The organism is Holophagaceae bacterium, assembly GCA_016720465.1.
GTDB lineage: Bacteria > Acidobacteriota > Holophagae > Holophagales > Holophagaceae > JANXPB01.
The window spans coordinates 121454-138355 of sequence record JADKKO010000003.1 but is presented as its reverse complement, the minus strand read 5'-3'; the positions used below and the strand labels follow the sequence as shown (position 1 = coordinate 138355).

At 65.4% G+C, this 16902-nt stretch carries 11 protein-coding genes, 1 tRNA gene and 2 pseudogenes; all 14 read left to right on the top strand.

Annotated elements, in window-relative coordinates:
- The first annotated feature begins 200 nt into the window (after positions 1-200).
- The 14 genes and pseudogenes from IPQ13_07415 to IPQ13_07350 all read left to right on the top strand — a co-directional run bounded on the left by IPQ13_07415 (position 201) and on the right by IPQ13_07350 (position 16893).
- A pseudogene (locus IPQ13_07415) lies at positions 201-782 on the top strand (DUF111 family protein).
- Between the two features lie 4 nt (positions 783-786).
- Positions 787-1206: a DUF111 family protein gene (locus IPQ13_07410; protein MBL0210723.1), complete on the top strand. Its 420-nt coding sequence runs from the start codon at positions 787-789 to the stop codon at positions 1204-1206.
- Positions 1157-3136: pseudogene (locus tag IPQ13_07405) on the top strand (3-isopropylmalate dehydratase). Before IPQ13_07410 ends, IPQ13_07405 begins: the two are co-directional and overlap by 50 nt.
- On the top strand, positions 3133-3942 hold the full coding sequence (gene mazG / locus IPQ13_07400; GenBank protein MBL0210722.1) for a nucleoside triphosphate pyrophosphohydrolase: 810 nt from the start codon (positions 3133-3135) through the stop codon (positions 3940-3942). Before IPQ13_07405 ends, mazG begins: the two are co-directional and overlap by 4 nt.
- 628 nt (positions 3943-4570) lie before the next feature.
- Positions 4571-5530: a type I 3-dehydroquinate dehydratase gene (locus IPQ13_07395; protein ID MBL0210721.1), complete on the top strand. Its 960-nt coding sequence runs from the start codon at positions 4571-4573 to the stop codon at positions 5528-5530.
- Positions 5521-6747: a sigma-54-dependent Fis family transcriptional regulator gene (locus tag IPQ13_07390; protein ID MBL0210720.1), complete on the top strand. Its 1227-nt coding sequence runs from the start codon at positions 5521-5523 to the stop codon at positions 6745-6747. The genes IPQ13_07395 and IPQ13_07390 overlap by 10 nt, the downstream gene beginning before the upstream one ends.
- 170 nt (positions 6748-6917) lie before the next feature.
- A complete protein-coding gene (locus IPQ13_07385; GenBank protein MBL0210719.1) occupies positions 6918-7829 on the top strand; it encodes an AAA family ATPase in 912 nt (303 codons plus the stop codon).
- Positions 7826-8662, top strand: a complete 837-nt coding sequence (locus tag IPQ13_07380) for a helix-turn-helix domain-containing protein (GenBank protein MBL0210718.1) — start codon at positions 7826-7828, stop codon at positions 8660-8662. The genes IPQ13_07385 and IPQ13_07380 overlap by 4 nt, the downstream gene beginning before the upstream one ends.
- Positions 8663-8710: 48 nt before the next feature.
- Entirely contained in the window at positions 8711-9817 is a 1107-nt protein-coding gene (locus IPQ13_07375; protein MBL0210717.1) for a hypothetical protein, read from the top strand.
- A gap of 90 nt (positions 9818-9907) precedes the next feature.
- A tRNA-Gly gene (locus tag IPQ13_07370) sits at positions 9908-9982 on the top strand.
- Between the two features lie 445 nt (positions 9983-10427).
- Entirely contained in the window at positions 10428-10847 is a 420-nt protein-coding gene (locus IPQ13_07365) for a hypothetical protein (GenBank protein ID MBL0210716.1), read from the top strand.
- Between the two features lie 51 nt (positions 10848-10898).
- Positions 10899-12242, top strand: coding sequence for a TolC family protein (locus IPQ13_07360; protein ID MBL0210715.1), 1344 nt, complete (start codon positions 10899-10901; stop codon positions 12240-12242).
- Positions 12243-12255: 13 nt separating this feature from the next.
- Complete coding sequence (locus IPQ13_07355; GenBank protein ID MBL0210714.1) at positions 12256-13608, top strand: efflux RND transporter periplasmic adaptor subunit; 1353 nt, start codon at positions 12256-12258, stop codon at positions 13606-13608.
- Between the two features lie 3 nt (positions 13609-13611).
- Positions 13612-16893 (top strand): efflux RND transporter permease subunit, encoded by a 3282-nt coding sequence (locus IPQ13_07350; protein ID MBL0210713.1) that lies wholly within the window; start codon positions 13612-13614, stop codon positions 16891-16893.
- The last annotated feature ends 9 nt before the right edge of the window (positions 16894-16902 follow it).

The window sequence follows — 16902 nt, the reverse complement described above, 5'->3', positions numbered from 1 at the left end:
GCAGAGCTGCGGGCGATCCTGGGCCTTCTGCCCTTCGATGACCTCGACCTCCGGATGGAGGATGTGGTGCGATGCGGCATCCAGGGTGTCAAGGCGAGCGTGGTCATCGGCGGCCGGGTGGATGATGGCCGCACGGAACATATGGACCTCGGACCGGGAGCCAGGCGCGCGACCTCGCGGCGCAAGGCGATCAAGCTCCGGTGGTGGCGCCCCGGCATGGACGCTGGACGGAAATCGACGGGCTTCTCAAGGCGCATTTGCCATCCCGGATCGCTGATGTGGCCCGCGGCGCCTTCGAAAAGCTGGGCCTTGCCGAGGCCCGCGTCCACGGCATTCCGCTTGGCCAAGTCCATTTCCACGAAGTTGGGATGAAGGATTCGATCGCTGATGTGGCGCTGGCATCTGCGGGTTGGATCGCGCTTGAAGAACCCGTCACCCACATCGGACCCATCGCTTTGGGCCGGGGGCGCACGAAAATGGCGCACGGCGACTATCCGGTTCCCGCGCCAGCCGCCTTCTTTCTGCTGGATGGTTTCGAGACCGTTCCAGGGGTTGCGCCCATGGACAAGGAACTGACCACGCCCACCGGCGCGGCGCTGGCAGCGCAGCTGGCGACCTCTCGCAAAGCCCCAGACCGGTTCATTCCCCATAGGTCCGCCTTCGCGGCCGGTGGATGGGATTTCGAGGATTCGCCCAACGTCTGCCGCTTCACCCTGGGCGAAGTGCCGGGCGCCAGCGCCGCCTTGCTGCAACTCGAGACGAATCTCGACGACGCCACCCCAGCAGGTGGCCCACGCCCAGGCCCGCCTCATGGAGGCCGGGGCCCTGGATGTCTGGGTGACGTCCGCAACCTTCAAGAAGGGCCGCAGCGGCTGGGTGCTCGGCATGATCCTGGAGCCATCCCGGCTCGAGCCCCTGACCCAGATCATCAGCGCGGAGTTGCCGACCCTTGGACTGCGATATTGGCCCCTGCATCGGCTGGAAGCGGACCGCCGGTTTTCAACTGCGGATGTCGAGGGCGAATCTGTGCCCGTGAAGGAAGGCAGCTGGGAAGGATCACCCATCGCCAACCGGAATTCGAAGACGCCAGGCGCGCTGCGGAAAAACTCAAGCAGCCCCTGCGGGATGTGCAGAAAAAGGCCGAGGAGGGGGGCTGATGCAGCCGGAGCTCCTGCGATTCGAAGGCCGCGTCCTGTTCCTGAGTGAGAATCCGGAGGTGGTGTCGCGCCAACTCGAGGGCGAGGATATTTCGCTTGAAGACGCGCTGCCCCTGCGCGATCAGATCAGCACCGACGAGATCACGCCAGCCTGGATCTGCTACCACTACGATGAAAAGCTTGGCGACTACCCGTATCTTGGATTGAAGTGCGGCGAGCAGTTTCCCCTGAAGGAAGGCCTCGTGAAAGCTGGAGGCTTCGCTGTTTCCGCCGCCGGCCATCGCCGCGGCAAGGGCAGCAGCCGCGAAGCCAGCCCCTACGCGGAGCTGTGCGCGGGAATCCGCCTGGTCATCGCTGAAAGTTTCGAGCGCATCTACCAGCAGAACTGCCAAAACCTTGGCCTGCTCACGTCCACGGACTTCGGACTGGTAGAGCGCATCCGCCGTGGCGAAAGCATACCCTTGCGCGAATTCACCCGGGACTCGATCCCATTTCCACGGAGATCGTCCGGAGGGGCGGGCTGTTTGCCTTCAATGAGGCGCGGATGAAGGGCGAAGTGGCCGTTCCGGTGCCGTCCCATGCTCCCCGGGCGATGACGCTGGCAGAGAAGATCATCGCCCGCCACGCGGTGGCCGACGCGTCCCAAAACCGCGTGGGGATTGATTTCGTGGCCCCCGGGGACGGCCTTTTCATCCAGGCGGACTGGCGCTTTTCCCATGAATACGTGACGCCCATGGCGGCCAGTTTCCTGAAAACCGCATTGGGGGAGGAGGTCCCGCTGCGGGATCCATCGCGCATCCTGGCCTTCCGCGACCACCTGACTTTCTTGCACCACTCCATGAGCGAAGAACGCAAGAACTCCGGGCTTCTCGATGTGGCCCGACGACTGAAAACGGTGCAGGAATCCTTCTGCGCGAAACACGGCATCCGCCTGCATGGCGAGTTGCCCGATGGCAGCGGCTCCGAGGGCATCTGCCATTCCATCATGGCTGAGCGTTACGCGGAGCCGGGCCAGGTGGTGGTTGGCACGGACTCCCACACGCCCCATGAGGGAGCCTTGGGCTGCCTCGCGTTTGGCGTCGGCACCACGGATATCGCCAATGCCTGGATCACCGGCGATGTGCGCGTCACGGTGCCGCCCACCTTGCGGATCCTGCTGAACGGCCGGCTCAGGCCCGGGGTCGCGGCCAAGGATCTGGCGCTGCACCTTCTGGCGCTGCCCTTCATCCGGGAAGGCAAGGCCATCGGCCACGTGGTGGAATACCAGGGCGCAGCCATCCGCCGCATGAACACCGACGAACGCGCCACCCTCACCAACATGGCCGCGGAGATCGGCGGGTTCACGGGGCTTGGTGGCGCCCGACGAGGAGACCCTCCGCTTCATCCGGGAACGCCGCGGCGCGGAACTGCGGCTGGAGGACTGGATGCGAGGGGATGCGGAGGCCGAATACGCCTGCACCATCGAAGTGGATTGCGGTTCGCTTGGGCCCATGCTCGCCAGGCCCGGCGATCCCGGCAATGGCGTGGCGCTCGCGGAGATCGGAGAGGCGGTGGCCATCGATATCGCCTACCTGGGAAGCTGCACCGGAGGCAAGCGCGAGGACCTGCGGGCCGCCTTCGAAGTGGTGGCGGCTGCCCGGAAGGCGGGCAAGCGCGTACCGGACTCGGTTCAATTCTTTGTCCAATGCGGCAGCGAGGACGTGCGCCGGCACGCCTTGGAGAAAGGCTGGATCGCGGCCTTTGAAGCCGTGGGCGCGACGGTGCTGGGCAGTTCCTGCGGCGCCTGCATCAACGCCGGACCCGGCGTGAGTTCCTCCCCGGACCAGGTCACCATCAGCGCCATCAACCGCAACTTCCCCGGCCGCAGCGGCCCCGGCCAGGTGTGGCTGGCGAGCCCGGCCACCGTGGCCGCCAGCGCGCTGGCAGGGCGGATGTGCGGAGCGGATGCCTGGATGAAATCCCCATCGGCGGTGCCATGACATCAGCTCCAGCCACGCTTCAGGCTCTAATGTCCGCCCTTCGGAAACCGGGGACCGGCTGCCCTTGGGATCTCAAGCAGGATCACCAGACCTTGGCGAAGTACCTGCGGGAGGAGGCCGCGGAGGTGCTGGATGCCCTGGCAGCCCATGTTCCAGGCGATCACGCCAGCGAAACGCACTTGCGGGAAGAACTCGGCGACCTGTGGCTGCAAGTGGTCTTCCACGCGCAGATGGCCGCGGACCGCGGCGCTTGGGATCTGCATGACGTGGAAGCGGCCATCGTCACCAAACTGGTGCGGCGGCATCCCCATGTCTTCGGCGACGAGGCCGTGGATGGCCCGGACCAGGTACTGGCGAATTGGGAAGTCATCAAGCAAGAAGAACGCGAGGCCAAGGGCCTGGAATCCGAAAGGCGGCTGCTGGAGGGAATTCCTGCGAGCCTCTCTCCGATGGAAGAAGCCATGGAGATCGGCCAGCGCTGCGCGGCGGTGGGTTTCGAATGGCCGGATATGGACGGGGTGCTGGACAAGGTCGTCGAAGAAATCGCCGAGCTTCAAGCCGAGAGCAGCGCACAGCGCGTGGAGGAGGAATTCGGCGACGTGGTTTTCTCCCTGATGCAGTGGGCCCGCAAGAAAGGCGTGGATCCCGACCGTGCCCTGCGCCGGCAGATGATGCGCTTCAAGGCCCGCTTTGAAAAAGTCGAAGACGACGCCAGGGCCAACGGCGGCTGGGATCAACGCAGCCTTGAACAGATGGAAGCCGCCTGGCAGGCCGCGAAGAAGTCCGCCGGATCCAGCAATGAATGAAGCGGATCCACAATTTCACGTATTCCACCGGTTTTAAAGACAAATGGGCAGCCGCACGGAGGCATTCTGGACAAACTGAAGCTAATCTGCGGCTAAAGCTTTCTTGCAACGGGAATATCCGTGGCCCTCCCTTTCTACATCGTCACGCTCACCCATCCCACCTGGGCAGCGGCGCTGGCGTGCGCCCGCGCATTGCCGGGCGATGCGCTGCCGGAATTGCGGCTGGACCTTTTCCCTGGGCACGATGCGGCCCAGATGGTGCGGGACCTGGACGGGCGTTGCCTGGTCACTTGCCGCCGCGCCTCGGACTACGGGCGCTTTGAAGGCGACGAGGCGTCACGGCTGGCGCGGCTCCGAGAGGCGGCGGAAGCGGCGCCTGCTTGGATCGATTTGGAATGGGAACTGGAAGTGCCGAGCTGGCTCGCCGCCCTTCGCCCCGCCCTGAAGGTGCTGCGTTCGGTGCATGTGCGGCCGGGCCTATTCGATCTGGATGGGCGCATGGAATCCCTTCCGGATGGCGATGCTTACAAATGGGTGGGCCATGCGGGACGGATTCCGGACAATGCGCGGTTGCGGGCGCCGCTCCAACGCGCGAAAACAGTCGGGTGTGGCCCTTTCGGCCTTTCTCATGGGGCCGAAGGGCGTGGCGGGCCGTTGCCTGCAGCGCGCCTGGGGCGGGGCATTCACCTATGCGGCGCCGGACGATGGCGAGGCCGCAGCGCCAGGGCAGGTGGAACTTTCAACCATGAAAAGGTGGGGTTGCCACCTCGTGTCGGAACGGGCGGGCCTTTGCGCCGTCCTTGGCGATCCTGTGCTGCACTCCCGTGGCCCGGCCTTCCACAATCTGCGGTTCCAGCAGGCCGAAAAGGACCTGATCTACCTTCCGCTGGAGTGCGGCGAGGTAGATGAAGCACTGGAATCGATCGATTCGCTCGGTGTCCTGGGGCTCAGCATCACGGCGCCCTTGAAGGAATCGCTGCCGTCCAGGCTCGGATTGGAAGGCCCGCTCAATACGCTGTGGCGGCGGACGATGGGCGGCTCCTGGCATGGGGCGAACACGGATGCCGAGGCCCTGTGGGTGGTCTTGGAGCGACTTCCCCCGGGGCCGGTCCTGGTGCTTGGGGATGGCGGCGTGGCGGCGACCACGCGGTTGCTCCTGGAACAGGAATCACGCACGTTCATGTCGGTTTCCCGCAGGCAGCCTGCGCAGGCTGAGGCGGTGGAGGCCTTCGCGCCCATCGGCGTGATCCAGGCCACGAGCCGGGGAATGAAGGCCAGCGATCCCATGCCGTTTCCGGAAACCTTGGCGGCTGCCAAACCGAGCCTGCATTGGGCCGTGGAATGGATCTACAAGGAGCAGACGGCCTTTTCAAGATGGGCCCGGGATTCTGGATTGGACCTGGTGGAGGGCGCCACCCTCTTCGAATCCCAGGCCCTGGCGCAGAGCGAGCGGTTCATGGGCATTGAGTCGAGAGTCGAGCCCCCCCCCCCCCCCCTTTTCTCCTCCTTCCTCCCCTTCCCCCCCCCCCCCGCCCCCCCCCCCCCCCTCAACACCCCCAACTCTGCTAGCTTCATCCCATGCGTTTGATCCTGGTGGAGGACAAGGACAGTTTCCGGAAGCTCCTGCTGCAGGCGCTGGAAGGAAGTCCCTGGAACATCCGGGCGACAGGCGATCCCCTCGAAGCGCTGGACTGGATCGAGGGGGATGGCGCCGACGTGCTGGTCACGGACCTGAGGCTTCCGGGGTTCAGCGGGCTCGAACTCATCCGCCGCGCGAAACGGGCGCAGCCGGGCCTCCGGGTGGTGCTGATGAGCGCCTTCGGGGAGCCCAAGGACATCGTTTCGGCCATGCGGATGGGCGCCGAGGATTTCCTGCCCAAACCCTTCGACATGGGCATCTTCCTCGCGCTCATGGACCGTCTGCAGGCCTTGGCGGGAGCGCCTCCGCCGGATCCACGGGAACCTTGGATCGCGCTGTCTCCGGTGATGAGGACCTTGGATTCGAGGCTCCGCGCGGCCGCGGACAGCGACGCTCCGGCCCTGTTCATCGGCCCAAGGGGCTCAGGGAAGGCCAGGGCCGCGCGGCGTCTCCATGCGCTGCGCCAGCCTCGCGGCCCCTTTCTGTCCGTGGCGGCTCCGGATCTCAGCGAAGGGATCGGAGCGAATACCTTCGGCCTGTTGCAGGGTGGCAGCCTGCTGGTGCTGGGCCTGGAACATCTGGGTCCAACAGGGGCCGCGGAGCTGGTGAAGGCCATGGACACCCCGCTGGGACACGGCATTCAATGGATGGCGACCTGCGGCGATGAAGCCGCAGCCTCCGATGCGGTCCGGCTGCGCCTGGGCGTGCTGCGCTTCGAACTTCCTCCTCTGGCGCATCGGCAAGAGGATCTCGTACCGCTGTTCAGGGCCCTGCTGGAGCAGGCGGCCGCAGGCGAGGGCAGGGTGGCGCCGGTCTTGGACCGCTCCGCCGAAAAGCAGGTGGCAGCGCGGGATTGGCCAGGCAATGCGCGGGAGATGGCCTGGTGCGCCCAGGCGACCTTGCATGCCGCCACCGGGCTGCTGGTGCGGGAGGTTGCGGCTTCACCCTTGGGCGGGGTTGGCGGGGATGCGGCGGGCGGGCTGGATCTTCCCTGGCCCGAAGAAAACACCCTGGAGTCCATGCTGCGGGAGACGCAGCACCATGCCGAAGCCGCCCTGCTGCGCCGGGCCCTGGCGGCCCACGCCAATGACCCCGCCGCTGCCGCGGCTGCGCTGGGCCTCACCCTGCGCGCCTTCGCGTCCAGGGCGAGGGAGCACGGCCTTTAGAGGGATTGCTCGGCGAGCAAAAGCCTGCCCCATGCTTCGTCCTTCGCCCCTCACTACCTCATACCTCGCAACGCCAGGTTCTGCGAACATGGGAATTCACCACGTGGATTTTCATGACCCCTATGCCCGTCGCCACCTCCTTTGACTCAGCCGCCATCGCGGAAGCGCGGATGAAGGTGAACCATGGGCTGGCTGCGCTATCGGCCGTGGTGGTGGGCAAGGAGGTACAGGTCCGCCGGGCGCTGGCAGTGCTGCTTTCCGGCGGCCATGTGCTCGTGGAGGATCTGCCGGGCGTGGGCAAGACGACCCTGGCCAAAGGGCTTTCGCGGCTGCTGGGCGGCAGCTTCCAAAGGGTCCAAGGCACCAACGATCTGCTGCCTTCGGACTTGCTGGGCGTGCACCTTTGGGATGCGGAGACCAAGACCTTCCGCTTCCAGCAGGGGCCGGTGTTCTGCAATGTGCTGCTCCTGGACGAGCTGAACCGGATCGGCCCCAAGACCCAGAGCGCGCTGCTGGAGGTGATGGTGGAAGGCCAGGTGACGCTGGACCGCAGCTCCCACCAGCTTCCGGATCCCTTCTTCGTCATCGCCACCCAGAATCCCATGGACCATGCGGGCACATTCCCCCTTCCGGAATCGCAATTGGACCGGTTCGCCTGCGTGCTGCACCTGGGTTATCCCGACCCCGTGAACGAACGCAAAGTGGTCACCGGCCAGGCCGGGGCAGAGCGGCTGGACAGCCTCCAGACTTCGCTTGATCTCGCCGGGTGGCGCGCGGCGAGGGCCGCGGTGCGGAGGATGAAAGTCGCGGATGCGGTACTGGATTACGTGGAGCGGGTGGTCTCGAAGATCCGCAGCGGCGGCGGATTCTGCTCCACCCGCGCCGTCAGGCATTGGGTGGCGCTCTCCCAGGCGGAGGCCTGGCTCGATGGCCGGGACTTCATCACGCCCGACGACCTCCAGGCCACGCTCTCCGATGTGATGGCCCACCGGGGCACCATGGACGACCGCCGCCTCAACCGAGGAGAACGGCGGGATCAGTTGGCGCGGGTCCTGGCGGAAACCCCTGTCGGTTGGAAATGAGCGAGCGCAGGTCCCTCGGAAAGCTGCTCCGCCTGGCGCGGGAAGCCAAGGGTCTGAGCCTGGAGGGGCTGGCCCGGGACCTCAATCTGCAGGAATCCGTGCTGCGGTCCCTCGAAGCGGATGTCTACGAGCAGCTGCCCACCGGAGGCGAGCGCCCTCTGGTGCGGCAGGTCGCCGAGCGTCTGGAGGTGGACCTGGCCCAGCATCAGGAAGCCTGGGAAGCGCTCCCTGGCAGCATGGCCGAGGAATCCCCGGACCCCAAACGGGAGCGGCTCGAGCGGATCGTCATGGGGGCCCTGACCGCCGGCTCCATCGGTCTGCTGGCCTGGCTGGCGGTTCCCGGGCCCAACCTCAAGCGAGGCGCGCTGGATGAGGGGCAGAGCCAGATTACAGGCCCGCGCGGAGGCCTTCAGCCTGCCGCAGAGGTCCACCCGCAGCCCCAGGGCGGCCGACGCGACTACCCCGTGCTGGGCGAGGCGCTGCCTGAGGTGCCCCGGTCCGAGGAAGGCCTGCTGGTGATCCTGCGCGCCCAGGACGCCTCCCCGGTGCACATCGTGGCCGACGGTCTGGATGAAAAACGCACGTTGCAGGTGAGCGGCCCCTGGCTGCTGCGGGTCAAGGGGGCCTTCACCATCACCCTGGACAATGCCGGTGTGGTGAGCGTGGAAGTTGCGGGCCGCACCATCCGGCATGGCCAGAGTGTGGGCGAAACCTGGGTGGGCAGGTTCAATGCGGAAGGCCAGTGGCTCAGGCCGAAGGCCCCGGAGGAACCTCCCCCCACCGTCCCCGAGGTGGATCCCGAAGCCCCCTCGGGGCGCCCGGATCCTTCCTGAAAAACGGCTTAGCCTGATACTAGAATCACACGCGCCACCGGAGTCCTGATGCATCCCCTCGTCGAGCGGTTCCTCGCCAAGCAGTTGCCCGACCCCATGGCCATGGCCCTGCTGGGGGGCAGCCTTCCGGTGCCGCCCCAGGATCTGCTGCACGCCATCGCCGGCGCCGTGTTCACCGAGTCGCAATACGCCCTGAGGGGCCACGAGACCTTGATGGGGATGCCCGAATCCCTGCTGGCCACGGCCATCTCAGGTGAATTGGAGGACCCGGATATCCTGGGCGTGATCCTGGTGCACCGGAAGGAGCCGGCCCTGCTGGAGCTGGCGCTGCTCCACGAGGCCCTCACCGCCGAATGGATGGAGAAGGCCGTGCCGCACCTGCCGGGCTCGGTGCTGGAAATCCCCTTGAACAACCAGGTGATGTGGCTGAAGCGGCCACGGATCCTGGACCTGATCGAGGAGCACCCCGAGGGCGACTACAACATCAAGCGGCGGGTCAACGAGAACCGCTTCCACGTGCTGGGGACCGCCTCCAAGGAGGTCTTCGAAGAGCGCATCGAAATCCTGGACGACGTGGTCGCCGGCAAGCTGGACAAGGCTTGGGCGGAATTGCCGATGCCCATGGAGGGCGCGGTTGAAGGAGCCGAGGAGGAAGAGGCAGAGCCCGCCGACGAGGAAGATGTCGAAGCAGTGCGGGACCGCCTGTTGAAGCCCATCCTGGATCTGGATGGCAACGAGATCCCCTTGAGCCTCACCCAGCGCGTCATGCGCCTCAAGACCAACCAGAAGATCATGCTGGCCATCAAGGGAGGGAAGGAGGAACGCACCCTCCTCATCCGCGAATCCAACCGCCTGATCCAGGTGAACGTCATCCGCAATCCGCGCATCGGCGAAGGCGAGGTGGCCTACATCTCCCAGATGCGCACGGTGAAGGAAGAGGTGCTCCGCATCATCTCCATGAACCGGGAGTGGATGAAGAAATACGGGATCATGAGGAATCTCGCCTTCAATCCCCGGACGCCCCTGCCCATCGCCCTGAACCAATTGAAGCGCCTGATCGAATTCGACCTGAAGATGATGCAGCGGGACCGGAACATTCCGGAACTCCTGCGCCGCGAAGCCAAGCGCCTGGTCGAAAACAAGGGCAAAGGCTAGAGGCAGGGCGCTGTTTCTGCCATATCCTTACCACGCGCCGTCACAGCCCGATTGGCAAAGCGCAGGAACCGAGCTACCATGGGCATCTCCGCGGGCGTAATTCAGCGGTAGAATGCCAGCTTCCCAAGCTGGACGTCGTGGGTTCGATCCCCATCGCCCGCTCCAAACTAGGCCCGTAAGGGCCTTTTTTTAACCGGGCGGTGGGGATCGAACCCGGCGGCGCGCCGGTAGGTCAAGGCAGAGACGCGGGAGCGTCGAGGCCGGTGCGGCGAAGCCGCAGGACCGGGCGCAGCCGTCCGGGCGGCCTGAGCGCCATCAGCGCGAAGGGATCCCCATCGCCCGCTCCAAACTAGGCCCGCAAGGGCCTTTTTTTAACCGGGCGATGGAGATCGAACCCGGCGGCGCGCCGGTAGGTCAAGGCAGAGACGCGGGAGCGTCGAGGCCGGTGCGGCGAAGCCGCAGGACCGGGCGCAGCCGTCCGGGCGGCCTGAGCGCCATCAGCGCGAAGGGATCCCCATCGCCTGCTCCACCCTTCCAACCGCGTCACAATCTCACCGCCATCCCTTCCGCGGGTGCCCTTTCAGGCGTATCGTTGCCTAGGTTCGTAACTATGCGTCGGCTCCTCTCCTTCTTCTTCGCCCTCTCGCTGCTCCTGACAAACGCGGCGGGCGAGGCCATGGGCTTGCCCGAGCGCTGCCCACAGGAAGCCTGCTGCTGCGGAACCGAGGAGTCCTGCTGTCCGCCGGCGGTGGTGCCCCGATCCGGCTGCGGCCAGGATCAGACGCCCTCCCCGACGAGCTGTGGCCGGAGCGGAGCGCCCATCCAGACCGCGCAACTGCCCCAGGCTCCTGACCCGGTGTCGTCTTCCCCGGCGGCCGGCGATCCCTTTGCCCGCCCCTGGCCGGCCACGGTCGCGCTGGCCAGGCCGATCCGCGCAGAAGCCATCGAACCGCGCTTCAGCGCTGCTGGCGACGGTGCCCTGGAACGGGCGCCGGGCCGTCTTTCAATATTGAGAATCCTCCGGATCTGATCGGATTTCCGCGAAATCGTCCATTCCGCGAAACCTAGATCTGGAGTTCCCATGCGCATTCCCTCGCGCCTGGCCCTGGTTGCCATCCTGCCGTTCATGGCGGCGGCCGAGGCCAGGTCTCAAGCCCAACCGATATCCGTTCCCTCCAGTTTGGCCGAGGATCCGGTCCTGCAGGCCCTGCTGCGGGAGGCCGTGGAGAAAAGCCCCCAGCTGGCCGCAGCCACCCGGGCCGCCGAGGCCGAAGAGGAAAGGATTCCCCAGGCCGGAAGCCTGCCGGACCCCATGCTCTCGCTGGGCTACCAGAATGATGGCTTCAAGCGCTTCGAGATCGGCCGGATGGAGACCACCTTCGGGACGATCATGGCGTCCCAGGCTTTTCCTTTCCCTGGCAAACGCAAGCTGCGCACGGATATCGTCTCCGCCAATGCCGAGGCCGCAAGAGCCAGCGTGGAGCGCATCCGCCTGACCTTGGAGGCCGATCTCCGGCGGGCCTACCTGGGTCTGCTCCTCGCACGGGGGCAGCAGGCGCTCCAGAAGGAACAAGAGCTCATCTGGAAGCAGGCCGAAGCCGTGGCCCAGGCCAGGTATGAAGCAGGCCAGGGCAGCCAACTGGACCTGCTCCGCGCCCAACTGGAACGCATGAAGGCGGCCCAGCAGGCGCTGCGGCTGGAGTCCGAGGCCCGGGCCAAGGTCATCGAACTGGATCGCCTCGCGGGAAGGCCGCTGGATTCTCCCATTGAAACCATGGCTTCGCTGGAGGGGATGCGCCCGCCCACGGTGCCGGCCCGCGACGCGGCTGTCAGACAGGCCGAGGAACGCAGCCCCGAGCTGCATTCCTCCCACCATCACATCCTCCACGCGGCCTCGCGGGTGGAACTGGCGAAACTCGACCTGAGGCCCGACTTCGCCCTGAGCGCCGGCATCATGCCCAGGGGAGCCCTGGAGCCCATGTGGCAGGTGGGCTTCAGCGTTTCGATCCCCTTGTATTCGCGGACCAAGCAGCGGCGGGCCATCGCGGAGAACGAAGCCCTCCAGAGATCCGAGGAGTCCAACCGGGATGACCAGCGCCGCCGGCTGGCCCAGGCCACGGAGCAACGGGTCGCCGCCCTGGAGGCCAGCTCGCGGATTCTGGGGCTCTATGCATCGGTGCTCGTGCAGTCCAGGGCTGCGTTCGAATCCGCCCTGGCGCAATTCGAGACGGGACGCGCGCCGTTTTCCTCGGTGCTGGAAGTCCTCAATGGCTATATCCAGGACCGCGCCGCGTTCCTGAAAGAGCTGGCCGATGCCCAGGGCCTGGCCATCGCCTTGGATGAAGCGAATCCAAGCACCGCCCCAGGCATTGGAAACTCCATGCCAGTTTCCGGGCGCGTTGCATCCGCAGCGCCCTCCATGTGATTTGGGAGACACCATGACCATGAAGAATCCATTCCTGAGTGGCATCGCGATCCTGCTCGCCGGAGGTCTTCTGGGCGGCGGGTTCGTGGCCCTGATGCACCGCCACGAACCCTCAGCGAACCCGGAGAAAGCGCCGGCCGCGGTCAGATACACCTGCCCCATGCACCCCCAGATCATCCGTGATCAGCCCGGCGATTGCCCCATCTGCGGCATGAGCCTGGTGCCATTGAAATCCGAGACGGGAGGAGATCGCAAAATCGCCTTCTACCGATCGCCCATGGATCCCCGCCAGACTTCGCCGACCCCCCGCAAGGACGAAATGGGCATGGACTACGTGGCGGTCTATGAAGACGAGCAGGAGGGCGGCGCCGTGGAAGGCCTCGCCCCGGTGCGGCTGGACGCCGAGCGCCGCCAGATGCTGGGCGTGCGCACGGTCCAGGTGGTGGAAGGTCTGCTGGGTGGCGAGATACGGGCCACGGGACGCGTGGTGGCGGATGAAACCCGGGTGCGCAAAGTCAACGTCAAGCTCGAAGGTTTCGTGGAAAAGCTGTTCGTCGACTCCATGGGCCAGAAAGTGTCCAAGGGCCAGCCGCTGTTCCGCCTTTACAGCCCGGAATTGTTGTCGGCCCAGAATGAATTCCTGCTGGCCCTGAAAACGAAAGCGGCGCTGGGCCCGAGCCCGAGTGGAACCGAGTTGGTGGAATCAGCCCGCAAGCGCCTGCGGCTCTGGGACATTCCCGAAGCGGCGATCATGGAACTTGAGCGCAGCGGCACACCCACGAAGTCCATTTCCATTCCATCGCCCGTGGCGGGCGTGGTCACCATGAAGAGCGTGGTGGAAGGCTCCCGCATCAGCTCCATGGAGGCGCCTTTCGAGATCACGGATCTGTCCAGCGTCTGGGTGGTGGCGGATATCTATGAAGCCGAGCTGTCCCAGGTCCGCGTGGGGATGGCGGCGGCGCTTACGCTCGCTGCGTTCCCGGGGCGGAGCTTCCAGGGGCGCGTGCATTTCCTGGAGCCCGTGCTGGATCCGAAGACCCGCACGGCCAAGGTGCGCATCGCGTTCGCCAATCCGGCCGGGGAATTGAGGCCTGAGCTGTTTGGGGACGTCTTATTGAAGAGCGCAACGCGGAAGGGCCTGCTGGTGCCATCGGACGCGGTGCTCGACGCGGGATTGCGCAAGGTTGTCTTTGTCGAGGAATCCGAAAACCGGTTCGTCCCGCGGGAGGTCAAGGTGGGCGCGGCTTCGGGGGCGCTGGTGGAAATCCTCTCGGGCTTGGAGAAAGGCGAAAGCGTCGCGAGCGGCGCGGCTTTCCTGCTGGATTCCGAATCGCGCCTGCGCTCCGCCGCAGCTCCGGGGAAGTGAGCCATGATCCGGCGCATCATCTCCTTTTCAGCCCACAACCGGGCCATGGTCATCGCAGCCACTTTCGTGGCGCTGCTCTTCTCCCTCTGGTCCATCCGCAACATCCCCGTGGATGCCATCCCGGACCTTTCCGATACCCAGGTCATCGTCTATTCGAAGTGGGACCGCAGCCCGGACATCCTGGAAGAACAGGTCACCTATCCCATCGTCACCAGCCTGCTCGGCGCCCCGAAGGTGAAGGCCGTGCGCGGCTTTTCGGACTTCGGGTACAGCTACGTCTATGTGATTTTCGAGGACGGCACGGACCTCTACTGGGCCCGCAGCCGGGTGCTGGAATACCTCAGCAAGATCCAATCGAAACTGCCCGCCGGCGTGCAGACGGAACTCGGACCTGACGCGACCAGCGTCGGATGGGTGTTCCAGTACGCCCTGGTGGACAAGAGCGGCAGGCACCGCAGCGACGAGCTGCGTTCCTACCAGGACTGGTTCCTGCGCTACCAGTTGCAGTCCGTGCAGGGCGTGGCGGAGGTGGCCACCGTGGGCGGCCAGGTGCGGCAGTACCAGGTGAACGTGAATCCCAATTCCCTGGCCGCCCATGGCCTCGGCATGGATGCGGTCGTCGACGCCATCCGCAAGGGCAACAACGACGTGGGAGGGCGCCTGGTGGAGTTCTCCGGACGGGAATACATGGTGCGGGGCAGGGGCTATGCCAAGACCGTGGACGATATCGCGGGCATCGGCCTGAAGGCTGAAAACGGGACCCCGGTGCGCATCCGCGATGTGGCCTCCGTCAATCTCGGTCCTGAGCTGCGCCGAGGCGTGACGGACCTGGACGGGCGGGGAGACGTGGTGGGCGGCATCATCGTCATGCGGCAGGGGGAGAACGCCTTGCACGTTATCGAGCGGGTGAAAACCAGGCTCGCGGAACTGAAGCCATCCCTGCCCCCGGGGGTGGAAGTCGTCACCGCCTACGACCGGTCAGACCTCATCGACCGCGCCATCCACACCGTGAAATGGAAGCTCATCGAAGAGATGATCATCGTCTCCATCATCATCCTGATCTTCCTATGGCACGTGCCCTCGGCCATCGTGCCCATCGTGACGATTCCCTTGAGCGTGGCACTGGCCTTCATCCCCATGTACGCCATGGGGCTCAACGCGAATCTGATGTCCCTCGCGGGGATCGCCATCTCCATCGGCGTGCTGGTGGACGGCGCCATCGTGGAGGTCGAGAACGCCTACAACCGGCTGCACATCTGGGATTCAGGAGGAAGGGTCGGCGACTTCCATGCCGTGCGGCTCGAAGCCTTGTTGGAAGTCGGGCCCTCGGTCTTCTTCTCCCTGCTGGTGATCGCCGTGGCCTTTGTGCCGGTCTTCACCCTGGTGGACCAGGAGGGCCGCATGTTCAAGCCCCTGGCCTATTCCAAGAACCTGGCCATGGCCATCGCCGCGGTCCTGGCCATCACCTTCGACCCGGCCATGCGGATGCTCTTCGCCCGCATGGATCCCTTCCGGTTCAAGCCGCGCTGGTTCGCCCGCGTGTGCGACACGCTTTTCATCGGCACCTACTACGCCGAGGAACGCCACCCCATCAGTCGGCTCCTGCACCGCGTCTACGAGCCGCCCTGCCGCTTCGTGCTGAGGCATGCGAAGGCGACCATCGCTGTTTCAGCCTTGCTGGTGCTGGCCACGATCCCGGTCTATATGAAACTCGGATCGGAATTCATGCCGCCTTTGGACGAGGGTTCCATCCTCTACATGCCCACTACCTTTCCGGGGCTTTCGGCGGCGGAAGCGGAGCGCTCCCTCCAGCTCCAGGACCGCATCCTGCGGGCCTTTCCAGAGGTCAGCCAGGTGTTCGGCAAGGCCGGCAGGGCAGAGACGCCCACGGATCCCGCGCCCTTTTCCATGATGGAAACCACCGTGCTCCTGAAGCCTGAGTCCGAGTGGCGCGAAAAGCGCCGCTGGTATTCATCCTGGGCCCCCGGCTGGATGAAAGGGCTGCTCCGCTCCTTCTGGCGGGACCGCATCACCCACGAGGAACTGGTCGCGGAAATGGACAAGGCCATGCGGATGCCGGGATTCAGCAACGCCTGGACCATGCCCATCAAGGCGCGGCTCGACATGCTCAGCACCGGCATCCGGACTCCCGTAGGCCTGAAGATCAGCGGTTCGGACTCGACCGAGATCGAGAAGCTCGGCGTCGAAGCGGAGGCCTTGCTGCGGAAGGTTCCAGGCACCCGCAGCGTGTTCGCCGAGCGGGTCCAGGGCGGCTATTTCCTGGACTTCGTGCTGAAGCGGGAACAGCTGGCCCGTTACGGCCTGAGCGTGGACGAAGCCAACATGATGGTAATGACCGCGGTGGGCGGGGACAACCAGAGCACCGTGTATGAAGGGCGGGCGCGCTACCCCGTGAATGTGCGGCTGCTGCGGGACTACCGCAGCGATGCGGCCTCGCTGAACCGCGTGCTGGTGCCCCTTCCCATGGGCGGGCAGGTGCCCATGTCGGAGATCGCGGAGCTTAAAATGGTTCAGGGCCCTGCCATGATCCGGGATGAAAACGGGTTGCTCACAGGCTACGTGTTCGTGGACTTCGACACGTCCAAGATCGATGTGGGAAGCTACGTGGACCGTGCCAAGACGGCCCTGGCCAGCGGCTTGAAAATGCCCACGGGCTATTCGGTTTTATGGAGCGGCCAGTTCGAGAACATGGTGCGGGTGCGCGAGCGCCTGAAGCTGATCCTGCCCATCACCCTGGTGCTGATCTTCGGCCTGCTCTACATGAACACGCGGTCGTCCTTCAAGGCGGGCCTCGTGATGCTGGCGGTGCCTTTCTCGGCCATCGGCGCCGTATGGCTGCTTTATATCCTGGGTTACAACGTGTCCATCGCCGTGTGGGTCGGCATGATCGCGCTCATGGGCCTGGACGCCGAGACTGGCGTCTTCATGCTGCTGTTCCTGGATCTGGCCCACGACGAAGCCGCGAAAGCAGGGCGTTTGAACTCGAAGGCAGATCTCCGCGAGGCCATCATCCATGGAGCCGTGAAGCGAGTGCGGCCCAAAGCCATGACCGTCTGCGCGGCCTTCATGGGCCTGCTGCCGATCCTCTGGTCCACCGGCGCCGGCGCCGACCTGATGAAGCGCATCGCCGCGCCGATGGTGGGCGGGCTGGTCACCTCCTTCATCCTGGAATTGCTGGTCTATCCTGCGGTGTACTACTTATGGAAAGGTAGAATGATCCCGGATGAATCGGCCACACTTGAATCCGGCTTGGTGAACACTTGATTCAACCCG

Excerpts from the sequence above, each read along its gene's own strand:
- mazG (MBL0210722.1), top strand. The coding sequence starts at position 3,133 with ATGACATCAGCTCCAGCCACGCTTCAGGCTCTAATGTCCGCCCTTCGG.
- IPQ13_07395 (MBL0210721.1), top strand. The coding sequence starts at position 4,571 with ATGGGGCCGAAGGGCGTGGCGGGCCGTTGCCTGCAGCGCGCCTGGGGC.
- IPQ13_07390 (MBL0210720.1), top strand. The coding sequence starts at position 5,521 with ATGCGTTTGATCCTGGTGGAGGACAAGGACAGTTTCCGGAAGCTCCTG.
- IPQ13_07385 (MBL0210719.1), top strand. The coding sequence starts at position 6,918 with ATGAAGGTGAACCATGGGCTGGCTGCGCTATCGGCCGTGGTGGTGGGC.
- IPQ13_07380 (MBL0210718.1), top strand. The coding sequence starts at position 7,826 with ATGAGCGAGCGCAGGTCCCTCGGAAAGCTGCTCCGCCTGGCGCGGGAA.
- IPQ13_07375 (MBL0210717.1), top strand. The coding sequence starts at position 8,711 with ATGCATCCCCTCGTCGAGCGGTTCCTCGCCAAGCAGTTGCCCGACCCC.
- IPQ13_07365 (MBL0210716.1), top strand. The coding sequence starts at position 10,428 with ATGCGTCGGCTCCTCTCCTTCTTCTTCGCCCTCTCGCTGCTCCTGACA.
- IPQ13_07360 (MBL0210715.1), top strand. The coding sequence starts at position 10,899 with ATGCGCATTCCCTCGCGCCTGGCCCTGGTTGCCATCCTGCCGTTCATG.
- IPQ13_07355 (MBL0210714.1), top strand. The coding sequence starts at position 12,256 with ATGACCATGAAGAATCCATTCCTGAGTGGCATCGCGATCCTGCTCGCC.
- IPQ13_07350 (MBL0210713.1), top strand. The coding sequence starts at position 13,612 with ATGATCCGGCGCATCATCTCCTTTTCAGCCCACAACCGGGCCATGGTC.